14 protein-coding genes are annotated in these 10,261 nt (G+C 46.8%); 8 read left to right on the top strand and 6 right to left on the bottom strand.

Annotation, left to right across the window (positions count from 1 at the left end; translation table 11 throughout):
- Positions 1–407, bottom strand: a 407-nt coding sequence (locus ACFQ0N_RS29560; protein WP_379333235.1) for a hypothetical protein, incomplete at its 3' end; no start/stop codon positions are given.
- A 248-nt stretch (positions 408–655) separates the two neighbouring features.
- On the opposite strand from ACFQ0N_RS29560, the gene ACFQ0N_RS29555 reads away from it, so the two are divergent.
- A complete protein-coding gene (locus tag ACFQ0N_RS29555; protein WP_379333233.1) occupies positions 656–934 on the top strand; it encodes a hypothetical protein in 279 nt (92 codons plus the stop codon).
- Positions 935–1,280: 346 nt separating this feature from the next.
- On the opposite strand, the gene ACFQ0N_RS29550 is transcribed toward ACFQ0N_RS29555, so the two are convergent.
- Together ACFQ0N_RS29550 and ACFQ0N_RS29545 are read right to left on the bottom strand one after the other, a co-directional pair.
- Complete coding sequence (locus ACFQ0N_RS29550; RefSeq protein ID WP_379333231.1) at positions 1,281–1,517, bottom strand: PIN domain-containing protein; 237 nt, start codon at positions 1,515–1,517, stop codon at positions 1,281–1,283.
- Positions 1,514–1,747 (bottom strand): hypothetical protein, encoded by a 234-nt coding sequence (locus ACFQ0N_RS29545; protein WP_379333230.1) that lies wholly within the window; start codon positions 1,745–1,747, stop codon positions 1,514–1,516. The genes ACFQ0N_RS29550 and ACFQ0N_RS29545 overlap by 4 nt, the downstream gene beginning before the upstream one ends.
- Positions 1,748–2,230: 483 nt before the next feature.
- Here ACFQ0N_RS29545 and ACFQ0N_RS29540 point away from each other — a divergent pair, with 483 nt between their 5' ends.
- The 4 genes from ACFQ0N_RS29540 (at position 2,231) to ACFQ0N_RS29525 (ending at position 5,130) form a co-directional block, all read left to right on the top strand.
- A complete protein-coding gene (locus ACFQ0N_RS29540) occupies positions 2,231–2,725 on the top strand; it encodes a hypothetical protein (RefSeq protein ID WP_379333229.1) in 495 nt (164 codons plus the stop codon).
- A 184-nt stretch (positions 2,726–2,909) separates the two neighbouring features.
- Positions 2,910–3,272 (top strand): hypothetical protein, encoded by a 363-nt coding sequence (locus ACFQ0N_RS29535; RefSeq protein ID WP_379333227.1) that lies wholly within the window; start codon positions 2,910–2,912, stop codon positions 3,270–3,272.
- A 17-nt stretch (positions 3,273–3,289) separates the two neighbouring features.
- On the top strand, positions 3,290–4,198 hold the full coding sequence (locus ACFQ0N_RS29530) for a hypothetical protein (protein WP_379333226.1): 909 nt from the start codon (positions 3,290–3,292) through the stop codon (positions 4,196–4,198).
- A 371-nt stretch (positions 4,199–4,569) separates the two neighbouring features.
- On the top strand, positions 4,570–5,130 hold the full coding sequence (locus ACFQ0N_RS29525) for an NADPH-dependent FMN reductase (RefSeq protein ID WP_379333225.1): 561 nt from the start codon (positions 4,570–4,572) through the stop codon (positions 5,128–5,130).
- Positions 5,131–5,245: 115 nt separating this feature from the next.
- Here ACFQ0N_RS29525 and ACFQ0N_RS29520 read toward each other — a convergent pair whose 3' ends face one another.
- The gene (locus ACFQ0N_RS29520) at positions 5,246–5,887 is read right to left on the bottom strand and encodes a class D sortase (RefSeq protein ID WP_379333223.1); all 642 of its coding nucleotides are present in this window, start codon (positions 5,885–5,887) and stop codon (positions 5,246–5,248) included.
- A gap of 217 nt (positions 5,888–6,104) precedes the next feature.
- Positions 6,105–7,664 carry a glycoside hydrolase family 31 protein gene (locus ACFQ0N_RS29515; protein WP_379333221.1) on the bottom strand — a complete coding sequence of 520 codons (1,560 nt, stop codon included), beginning with the start codon at positions 7,662–7,664 and terminating at the stop codon, positions 6,105–6,107.
- A gap of 105 nt (positions 7,665–7,769) precedes the next feature.
- Here ACFQ0N_RS29515 and ACFQ0N_RS29510 point away from each other — a divergent pair, with 105 nt between their 5' ends.
- The 3 genes from ACFQ0N_RS29510 to ACFQ0N_RS29500 all read left to right on the top strand — a co-directional run bounded on the left by ACFQ0N_RS29510 (position 7,770) and on the right by ACFQ0N_RS29500 (position 9,497).
- Positions 7,770–8,651, top strand: coding sequence for a helix-turn-helix domain-containing protein (locus tag ACFQ0N_RS29510; RefSeq protein WP_379333218.1), 882 nt, complete (start codon positions 7,770–7,772; stop codon positions 8,649–8,651).
- Positions 8,652–8,796: 145 nt separating this feature from the next.
- The gene (locus tag ACFQ0N_RS29505; RefSeq protein WP_379333216.1) at positions 8,797–8,940 is read left to right on the top strand and encodes a hypothetical protein; all 144 of its coding nucleotides are present in this window, start codon (positions 8,797–8,799) and stop codon (positions 8,938–8,940) included.
- A 137-nt stretch (positions 8,941–9,077) separates the two neighbouring features.
- Positions 9,078–9,497, top strand: coding sequence for a hypothetical protein (locus ACFQ0N_RS29500; protein ID WP_379333214.1), 420 nt, complete (start codon positions 9,078–9,080; stop codon positions 9,495–9,497).
- Between the two features lie 341 nt (positions 9,498–9,838).
- Here ACFQ0N_RS29500 and ACFQ0N_RS29495 read toward each other — a convergent pair whose 3' ends face one another.
- A complete protein-coding gene (locus ACFQ0N_RS29495; RefSeq protein ID WP_379333245.1) occupies positions 9,839–10,255 on the bottom strand; it encodes an NUDIX hydrolase in 417 nt (138 codons plus the stop codon).
- Positions 10,256–10,261 lie beyond the last annotated feature (6 nt).

Genomic DNA, 10,261 nt, shown 5'->3' with positions numbered 1-10,261 from the left:
TTGACGCTGGCAGGCACATATTTATCGATGGTTAAATGCCCTTCGATGGTGGGGATGCCAATTTTCAGGTGTCCTTGATCGAAACGGAGCCGCCAGTTCTGATTGTCAAACAGGATCGAGATGTTTGCTCGAAAGGAAGGAAAACCCTTGGCATTTGCATGCTTCCGCCAATCTTGATACCTGCTGACCGCCTGTTTTCTTGCTTCTTGAAGAAGCGTTGATGGTAGTGGTATGGAACGAAGTAGGCGATCCAGCTCTGTTGCCTTGTATAGTGGGTCTTCCTGTAGGTATAGAAGGGCTTGGTTGCTAGCTTGTGAAAAGTGGGATCGCATGGTTCTATACATGTCTTGTTTCACCAATGTGGGCCGATACAAAGGAAGTTTGATCGTAATCGTATTCAGACTCATTTCCAATCCCTCCATATCTATCATTATACCGGAACACCAGTTCGATTTCAAATAGGGAAGGGATTGCTTGAAAATCATGTTGGACAATTGAGGCAGCCTTGTTTTTGATGCGAGATCATTTTTTTGATAAGATCGTAGAGGCAACCGGCGAAGTCCCAGCAGCACCGCGGGTACCGGATGGCACAATATCATAACTAGAAGTGGTATATTTACATGAGAAATGGTAAGGCACATTGGAGGAAGATAATATGAAAACCGTTAAGCTTTATAAATGGGATTATTTACAGGCGGATAGTGGTTGGCAGCAAAAACGTGGTTTCTCTATGTGGTATTGCGGTCATTATGATTTCGTAGATTGTGACGAGGGCGTTGAATATGCTTTACCTGAAGGTTATGTAGTAGCAGAAAATGCCTTAGGTGAGGAACTTATTTATGACCATACTGGTGACTATTGCGAAATTTCCATATCTCATAATAAACCTGTTTTATGTAGTAACGCTGGGCGCGTGGAGTTGGTTAGGGCATGAGTTAAGTTTAAGCATTTTACAGTAAAAAAATGATTACATAGGTCGCTCAAATGAGCGGCTTTTTCTTTTGTCCTGAAAGGAGGGAGGCTTTGCAGAAGGTTATTTTTACTGAGGAGCAACTGCGAGATAAATGTCCTGAGTGGCAGAAAATATTGAGGTTGCAAACCTGCCAGCAAGTCCAAGTGCGGCTGGAATTACATAGGCCAGTCGCTAAAGGATATTGTTGACGCCGTCATAAGCCGGATGCTGAATGGTTTCCTTGGTCATCAGAAGCCGGAGGACATGAACAATCAGTTTCTTCCACCGGTTAACACTGGGTCGGGGCCAAGATGGTCGGGGAGTTGGCTTATTTCCGTGGAGTGAACAATGCGGCCGCCAAGGACCTGAAACGCTGGACCCGAGCTATTAGAAACTGATTGTGTTTGATTCCGCTCAGTACTTCACATTCCGTAATCGTCGAAAAGAATATTCGCCGCTTTTCTTCTTGGGCTTGTCGCACCAAATTAACGGCGGATTGATCATTGTCCAGAATGGCGATGACAATGTTTGAATCGAATAAATACCCAGAGTGGTTGTGGGTCACTTTCCCCAGCCCTCCCGTGATTCCTGAATGTGGTCTAATAATTCCTGCGCTTCCCCAGGCTTCAGAATTCCAGCTACACTTAGAATGTCATCGACTGAGTAATCATCAAAGTCCTCAATTGTTTCTGTTTCAAGATCAATGACAAGCTTCTTGGTAGAAATATTGTTTTCTGATAAAAAATCCCTTAAATCTTTTGCTATATGGGGGTGGAGTTTACGTATCATTGACATGGAGAACCTCTCCTTTATCAAAATATGATGCTGAATCGTTTGATTCCAGTGAACCTCTTCGAGCTTTACTTTTACATCAATTATACCCGATAATGGAACTAATGGATACGGCCGCGGCGTACAGAAAAACGCGCATATCACCTTGTGCCAATCATTAGCGGATGCCGATAACATTCAATAATCCTAAAACTTTATCAACGGTTCTTCCTCAGAGCACGCCGATTGACCACATCGAAATAAAATAGGCTTCTCACGGGTTCGGATTCGAACTTGGTGAGAAGCTTTTTGCTTTCGCTGGCGAAGCTTTGCATCTATAACAGGAATCGAAAGCATTCAATTTGAAGCCTGTCTGGGAATAGCTGATATTGAAAGTGTAATTTTTCATTTATATCGTTAATCCCAAGTTATAAAAATGATAAAATGAGTGTAAGAGCGAAGTGTCACTCCATACAAAGCTTTTATTGGCAGCGAGGTGAACGGGATATGGCGATCAGTACGAAAAAAAAGCTGGAGCGCGAGGCGGTTGATCTGTTCATTAACTTGTACAACCAAACTGCAGACAATCGCCTAAGATTGCTTTATCAGCAGGATAAGCCAGACGCTGTGCTGATGGATACCCGCGGGAACAAGCTGGGGCTGGAAATTACACATTTGTTCTACAGCGAACAGGAAGCACGTCAACTGTTTCAGCGAGAGCATCGTTCCATTATTTGTATTGAATCGATTGATACACTGATTGAATCGTTAAATCAATTAGTTTTGCGAAAAGAAGCTAAGAGCGCCGGTTACAGCTCAGACTATCCACTGGCCCTGCTTATTCGGAATCTGTCCCCCAGCTTCGGCTGGAGTGATTTTAATCAAGCTTGGGACAAAATTGCAGCGCCTTCGGCGGCATTTACGGAGATTTGGCTTCTCACAAGGGATCGGCCTGCAAAAGAGCAATGGTATCTCAAATCGCTGCGATCTCGAGAGGGATGACAAAGGCACTTATTCTGTTATAGATTGTCTATTTACAATTGTGATAGGGTACTGGGGGCTATGGATGTTCTAGTGTCTTTTGTTTTAGGATCATTATCAGATATGATACCCGCGATGCATATTTTGCCAGAAGCATTCCCCTCCGTTTCGTTCTTTTGTACAATGGAGGCGAGGAGTGATGTGTATGTTTTGGCGAAAACGGAACAAAAAGGAACAAGAAGCTGAGTTGGTGCCTGATCTCGCTTCAAACATCTATACGGTATCTGAAGAAGATTTATCACCGGGATTCGAAGAGGTGTATGTCCCTTTTCTTACCATTTTGCGTGACGGAGAAGAGGTGCTTGTCTTTGCCCGGTTTATTGACGGAACAACGATGCTCTCACTTGAGGAGGCAAGCGATGAAGTCATCGAGTATGTGGAGCGGAGGTATGCTCAGGGGAGATTGGCTTACCGCCGTCTAGAATGCGACAGTCTATCATCAGAAGAAGAGCAAGTGCTGGATCGCATCGAGCAGCAACTGCAGCGGTGGATTCTGAAGAAGGCTTGACTGGCAGGAGGAGCGGGATGAAGAAGAAAAGGAGAAACGGGCAGCCGGAGGCATGGGTGGCAGATCAAGTATTGCAGTCCAAGCCATACTCGAAACGTTTGCTGGAGGTTATCAAGATGGGACTGCTGTTTGCAGCTCTGGTTTACGCTCTGCTGCTCGCATTCCAACTGCTGACCTCCATCGGATCATGGAACCTCCGTTCCCTTTTGGATATGCAGCGTCTCAATCTATGGATTAGCGGCGGCTGTTTTGTCTTGACCGTTATTAGCGCTTTTCCACGCCGTATGAAAAGTGCATTGCAGCCGGAGCAGCTGCGTTTTGAAGATGGCATGTTGCGCTTTCGTCTTGCAGGCAAAGATGTTGAGCTGACGAGCAGCAAAATTTTGGGAGTGAGCCAGCACTTTTTCCGCGACTCCCACGGCATCACATCTTGGTTTTCTGTATACGAGGTCCGCACTGCTCAGGAGATATACCGAATCGATTTGGATAACTATGAGGAAAACAATGCCGTAGTGAATTGGCTGCTGCGCTGCAATCGGCAGCGCAATGCGGAGAAAGTGCACCGATGGCGGGCAGCAAAGCAAGCATTTCGCACCTCGGATCGGGTGACCTTCGGCAAGAGGCGGCGGCGCATCGTTTTCGAACAACAGCCTCCCTCCATCACGCTGGGCACAAAGCAGCTCGATTTATCGGCAATCAGCCGTATTGTCATTGATCCGACAGTTGGCGGGCGCGGGGGATCAAGTATTCATATTGCATTTCTGCAGCATAACGGCAAAGAAAAGACAATCTCATCGCGATCCCTTCGCACAATTGAAGGCGAATGGGATTCGTTTCTGCAGCATTTGTTTGCAACAGCAAAACGCGTCAATGTTCCGGTGGAGTTGAAAACGGACGATCGGCGGGATGTGTCTCAAGGTGATTAAAAGATCCAGCGTACTGTGCAGAAGCAAAGCCTTATAAAAGACGGGACCAATTCGGGGGTCCCGTCTTTTATTATTAAAGTATGACTTCAACAGCGGCAGGCCCAAATCCCTACGAACCTCTTGTCAAAGGGTCGTGCGGTTGGGCTTGCGAGGCAGCGAAGGAGCGCGGCAGCCAGCCAGCATCGAACTTGAAGCATAAAGACAAAGCATTTATTAATCCAGCATTTTGCATGATTTGATTGAACGCTATCCAGTGAGATATATACGAATGATAGCAGCATTTCGATCTCTATACTGCTTTTAGGAAGCCACTTTTGTTGGATTTATGCAAATGCTCCATCAAAAATTAAAAAGTGAAGGTGAAGATGAAGATGTCAAAATTAAATATCGGTATTATTTTGGGAAGTACTCGTCAAGGGCGCGTCAGCCCGCAAGTAGGAGAATGGGTAAAGAAAATTGCTGATCAACGTGGCGACGCCAACTATGAAGTCGTTGATATCGCAGATTACAAGCTTCCGCTGCTTGGTGAGGCAGATGCTTCCGAGCAGGCTGCAGCATGGAATGCGAAGCTGGCAAACCTGGACGGATTTGTCTTTATCGTTCAAGAATATAATCACAGCATTACCGGTGCATTGAAAAATGCTTTGGACTATGCGCGCGAAGCTTGGAATAATAAGGCTGCCGGCATTGTGAGCTATGGTTCTGTAGGCGGTGCCCGTGCTGCTGAGCATCTTCGCACTATCTTGGGTGAATTGTCTGTAGCGGATGTCCGGATTCACACGGCTTTATCGCTGTTCACCGATTTCGAGAACGCTATGGATTACGAGAAAGAGACAGTATTCAAGCCAGCTGATCTACATCTTGTGAACCTTAATGGTATGCTTGATCAAGTGCTTGCATGGAGCGGCGCACTTAAAACATTGCGTTCTTAATTCTTATCTCGATATATACAAGCTCTGGAGCTTTATGCTTTGGAGCTTGTTTTTTATGTGCAAAAAACTAAAAATGCAGCCCCTCTCCTTCGGGAGGCGGGCTGCATTTTTGCAATCACTTTTCATTAGATATGGGGTAAGCATAAATAATATAGCGGTCGGGGGCGCTGCCGATAAAGGTGAATGGATAGCAAGTAGACAGCGTAAGCACTTCTTCGCCCATCGGCCGAATGGTGGTTGTATCGTCGGCGGGGACGATTTCATTTTCCCTCATCTCATATTCAAAAGTGCCATAAAGCATTTCTACAATAAATTTATCCCCTTTTTCCAAATCGCCCATTTTGCGGAAAATTGTATCACGATGGCCGGAAAGCAGTATTTGCTCCTTATCGCCCGGAAACACAGTTGGGGAGTAGTGACCTACGCCTCTTTCCAGCATATCCTCATCCGTTCCTTCGATAATTGGCAGTTTGGCATCGATTTTCGGTATATGAAGCACGCCGATCACGTCGCCAGCCTTAGGAGAAAATTGTTTTCTCAGCTCTTCCAAGCGCTGCTGCCGATCCCGCTCTTTATTGGTGTTGTTGTCGCCAGGATTAAACACGACTTGATTCGTTTCCGCATGTTCAGCCAGGAGGGATTCAGCTTCTTGCAGTGACTGCTCGGTAGCAAACTTGTGGTGATAGATCAGATATAATGAGGTGGCAACCAGCAGTCCTCCGGCTATGATGAAAATAAAACCCAACATTTTTCTCATTCACTTTGCTCCTCGAAGCGAAATTGAAATGGACTCTCCCTAAAATTATACAGTGAAAATCGCTAGCAAACAACGTTGGGTGCAGTAACAGCAACAACGGGCAAAAGCAAACTGTAGTCACCGCCAGTCTGGCGAGTTAAGACAAAAGACCGTCACCGTTTTTATCGGGTGCGGTCTTTTGGACTTGGCAGCTGCGTCAGGATCGGAATTTAAACCCTTAAGTGCGATGCATTGGTGCTCTTTGCCCAGAACTGCAGTAATAAGGCAAACGCGACAAAGGAGCTTCGATTTCTTTTACACAAGGCCCGGTAACTACCGAACCATCGTCGCCATGCCATGTACCAGCGGGAAAATGAATTTTTCTGCTTCTTGCACCCTTTTCTAATACAGGAGCCACCAGCACATCGTCTCCCAGCATAAATTGATCCTTGATTAATTCAAGGCCGTGCTCCGGAAATACGTAAGCCATATGGCGGATGATGGGTTCATTTGTTTCCGCTGCTTGCTTGGCTAGTAAGACGATCTTATCTCCGAAAGCTTCATGCAGAAAAGCGGCCTCTATGCAGTACTGCAGATGCTCTGCATCCAGTACGCGCCATGGTGCAGTGGAGAACTGCATCATAGGAAACAGCGCCGAGCATTGGGCATAGCGTACGAATAATTCTTGATCGATCTGAAAATCGGGATTGTTTTCGATATCGCCGATTTGGCCGCCTCCAATCATATCCGGACAGGTAAAGGCATATCCTGCCAAGCCTTGCGCCAAGCCGTTGGGAATAAGCGAAGCAAGGCCATCTTCATGCCAGCTGTGATTTTTGTCCGCAAGGCGCTGCACAAGCGGCAGACCGGCACTTTTCCAGCAGGCCCGATATTCGTTCAGGGAATAACGAAGACCGATTTGCGCCCATGCTTCACAGTGGCCGTTGGGATGGCAGGGGATTTTGCTTTGATCAGACTGCCTGTAAAAGTGCGGATCGCCCGCGTCAAATTTAAAGCCGTCAATGCCGTAGTCCTTCATCAGCTTTTGCAGCTCGGCTTCATACCATTGAACAGCTTCTTCATTGGTGCAATCAAGCACTGCGCTAAAGCCGTTCCACCAGCGGCGGATCGCCGTCTCCCCATGTTCATCGCGAAGAAGGTAGCCGCTGCGTTCTAAAAAGCGAAAATTCGCCGCATTATCCGGGCTTATAAAAGGGCAAGTCCATAACATCACTTTAAAGCCAAGCTTATGCAAGTGTTCTGTCATAGCTTTGGGATCTGGAAAACGGTCACAGCGAAATTTCCATACGCCGTAATCCTCCATCCAATTGTCATCAATCATGATGACGCCCGGGGGCATGCCGCATGCAAGTACCTGCTCGGCATAGGCAAGCACTTTCTCTTGAGCAGGCTCATATTGCAGCTCAATCCATAGATTATACTGCGGTTCAGTAAAAAAGAGCTCTTCCGGTATTGCGCCTGATGCCGGAAAATACGTTTTGGCTGCCATGCGAAACGCCTCCCGCAAATTGCCGTGCCCTTCGCTGATCGCTACTTCTCCCTCATCTGAAGCGACTGTTATTCTATTGTGTTCAAAATGAATAGCGATCGGTTCTTCTGACCAAATAAATCTGCCCTTGCTGGACACCAATAATGGTACCGCCTGATTTTGTCTGCTGTCAGCAGCCAGATTCCGGCTATAAGCTCCAGAAAACGGCATTATAATTCCGTCCTCAATATTGCCGCCCCACCAGGCTTCTCCATCCAGAAGCTCCACTTCAATCAGTCGTTTTTTCACTTAATCCCGCCTCCTGTTTGTAATATAATAGAATAGAAATTTAGGCGAAGATAGCGTAATTCTTGCTTGATTTTGATTAGATCTTGCGGTTCGGAGGGATGCTGCTTGTCTGAAAAAGGATCCAATCAATATATGATGATGCTAAGCGAGATTTTTCCCTTCAATTTATTCCAGCCTGAATATTCGGGCACAACGATCTTTCCGCCGCATTGGCATGACAAATGTTTGGAGATCATTTATTTTTGCGGGGGAAGGGCCGAGCTGCATATTGGAGGAGTAGCTTATAATGCGGCGCCAGGGGATTTATTTCTTATTGGAGAAGGGGTTATTCACAGCTGTTATTTAATCGATGAAACGCCCAATTACTATACGATCTTGCTGGACCGGTACAAAATTATCGCTTCTGATTTAAACAGTGTAGAATATGGCCCTCAGCTTACCGGCAACTTTTCATTGCCTGTCATGCTTCAGGCAGAGCATGCCCATTATGAGGAATTCGTGCAGCTTATTGCTGAAATTATCGAGGAGTTTGTAGCGAAGCAAGTGGGCTTTGAGGCGGTAGTCAAATCCTGCTTGCAGATTTTGTTAACGAAGTTTATTCGCTACTACGGGGATTCTGGGAATGAAGCGACACGTCAGTCCGGAATTTACCGCAATAAAATGGAACGGTTGAAGGATGTAATCTCCTTTATCGAAAGCAACTATCAGGAGAAAATTAGCATCCGCCATGCTGCAAGCATTGCAAAAATGAGTCACTATCATTTTTGCAGAGTGTTCAAAGATGCTGTCGGACGTACCTTCCATGAATATTTACAGCTATACCGGATCGGCAAAGTGGAGGAGCTGCTGCTACAAACAGACTTGCCTGTTACAAGAATTGCAGAGCAAACGGGCTTTGTTACGGCGCAAAATCTCGGGGTATTATTCAAACGCCATCGCGGCTGCACACCGATGCAATACCGCAAAAGCTGCGTCTCTTCACAATAGGTGAGCGTGAGCCTTTACCTTCGCGAAAGAAGGGGAGTCGGGGCAAGTATCGGGGAGCCTGCAGTTTGCCGATTCGTTTACACCGGGTGTAGCAGTAGGCATTGGCGGGGCAATTATCGCACTCACTCAGGCAGGAGGAATGTCGATGGAGGGCGGCATTACTGTCGCAATGGCATTTAACCTTGCCTTGGTGCTGCTGAGCATTGCGGCAAGCGCCCGAATTAATAAAGCCCGGCCTGCGCAGCTCAGCACTAAGCCGGCTCAATCATCCTCGCGATCCACAACCTAATTAGCGCTTCGCAAGCAGCAAGCCCCTGCTCTGTTAAGGAGAGGGGCTGCAGCTGCATACGGCTGTTTTGGTGCAGCTATCTTTGGAATGCAACCTTCCTTGCAGGCTGCCCGTCAGGAAAGCGAGGAGGGATACCGATGAAATATTTGATGGCGTTCATAATTGCTTGTATGCTTGCAGGCTGCAGCGTTAAAAGCGGCGGCGATGAAAGGCCTGTTCACGAACAAGAGAAGATTTTAGCAGATCAGCTAACTATAGAAGCTGTTATTTTAGGGAAGCACGTCAATAAAAAGTATCTTTTGATTACAGAAGTACCTGAAGGGGAGAGCCCCGATTTTCAGGCTAACCTTAAAAATGCTTCCACGCAGTCAACTGACGAAATTATTCGAGACGGGGAATTCGAGCTCCGCTGGCTGGATGTAAGCAAGCTGCTCTCGCCAGATCTTTCCTTTGAAACGTTCAAGGTTGGTAACAAGATCCAGGCTGTAATAGATAACATGCAAGTAGATACTCAACCGCCGATTTCATTTGCCAAAGAGGCAGCTTTTCTTGATTAAAGGAGGACTGGCGCTGGATTACCTCCGAACCGGACATGAGAGCCCTTATCTGTGAACAAAAGGGGCTGTTTCCAGGTTTCGCGGACACGAGAGCCCTTATTCCTCGATTAGGGAGCAGAAAATGGCCGGAAAACTGGAAATAACGGATCCTATGTCCGCCAAAAGTGAAAAAGAGCCGATTTTGCGCCAATAAGGGATCTGATGTCCGCGTGGCTCGGGCTAGCTGGCATGGACATCGGCGAACGAAGCGTGAGACACGGAACAGGCTGCGAAGAGGCGAGCATGATCCGAACCGCGGCGCCAACACCGCCTGTCCCCACAAGCCAGCAGAGCCGTTTAGCTTAATCAGCCGACAACAGAATCCGGCTCTGCTTCACCTGCTCTATCATATGGCCGATATTGCCTTCACCGGCGTAGCGCGTCATATCGAAAAAGTTTTGATCCAGGTCGGACCAATACAATTCGTTTTCGTCTCCTGCAATCTCGACATTATAGTTTAATTTTCCGACGTAGACTTCAACATAGCAATGCTGGTAATAGTACTTGAAATCCATCAGATGATGTAGCGTAATAGCATCTCTTGGAATATTAGTTTCCTCCAGCAGCTCTCGATAGGCTGCAATAAGGCCATCCTCTCCCGGCTCAATTTTACCCCCGACAAGGTTGTTCAAGCCCTTGTAAGGCTCCTTCAACCGCTTGCACATGAGCAGCTTTGAGGCATCCTGATTGTATACCATCAGAACATTATAGCCTTGCATCATAAA

This window comes from Paenibacillus sp. GCM10027626 (assembly GCF_042676285.1).
Lineage (GTDB): Bacteria > Bacillota > Bacilli > Paenibacillales > Paenibacillaceae > Paenibacillus_Z.
This window is presented reverse-complemented; position numbering and strand designations above follow the sequence as displayed.

Bases quoted from the DNA above. Each gene is read 5' to 3' on its own strand.
- ACFQ0N_RS29520 (WP_379333223.1), bottom strand. From the start codon at position 5,887: ATGAGAAAAATGTTGGGTTTTATTTTCATCATAGCCGGAGGACTGCTG.
- ACFQ0N_RS29555 (WP_379333233.1), top strand. From the start codon at position 656: ATGAAAACCGTTAAGCTTTATAAATGGGATTATTTACAGGCGGATAGT.
- ACFQ0N_RS29540 (WP_379333229.1), top strand. From the start codon at position 2,231: ATGGCGATCAGTACGAAAAAAAAGCTGGAGCGCGAGGCGGTTGATCTG.
- ACFQ0N_RS29530 (WP_379333226.1), top strand. From the start codon at position 3,290: ATGAAGAAGAAAAGGAGAAACGGGCAGCCGGAGGCATGGGTGGCAGAT.
- ACFQ0N_RS29505 (WP_379333216.1), top strand. From the start codon at position 8,797: ATGGAGGGCGGCATTACTGTCGCAATGGCATTTAACCTTGCCTTGGTG.
- ACFQ0N_RS29495 (WP_379333245.1), bottom strand. From the start codon at position 10,255: ATGCAAGGCTATAATGTTCTGATGGTATACAATCAGGATGCCTCAAAG.
- ACFQ0N_RS29500 (WP_379333214.1), top strand. From the start codon at position 9,078: ATGAAATATTTGATGGCGTTCATAATTGCTTGTATGCTTGCAGGCTGC.
- ACFQ0N_RS29545 (WP_379333230.1), bottom strand. From the start codon at position 1,747: ATGTCAATGATACGTAAACTCCACCCCCATATAGCAAAAGATTTAAGG.
- ACFQ0N_RS29525 (WP_379333225.1), top strand. From the start codon at position 4,570: ATGTCAAAATTAAATATCGGTATTATTTTGGGAAGTACTCGTCAAGGG.
- ACFQ0N_RS29535 (WP_379333227.1), top strand. From the start codon at position 2,910: ATGTTTTGGCGAAAACGGAACAAAAAGGAACAAGAAGCTGAGTTGGTG.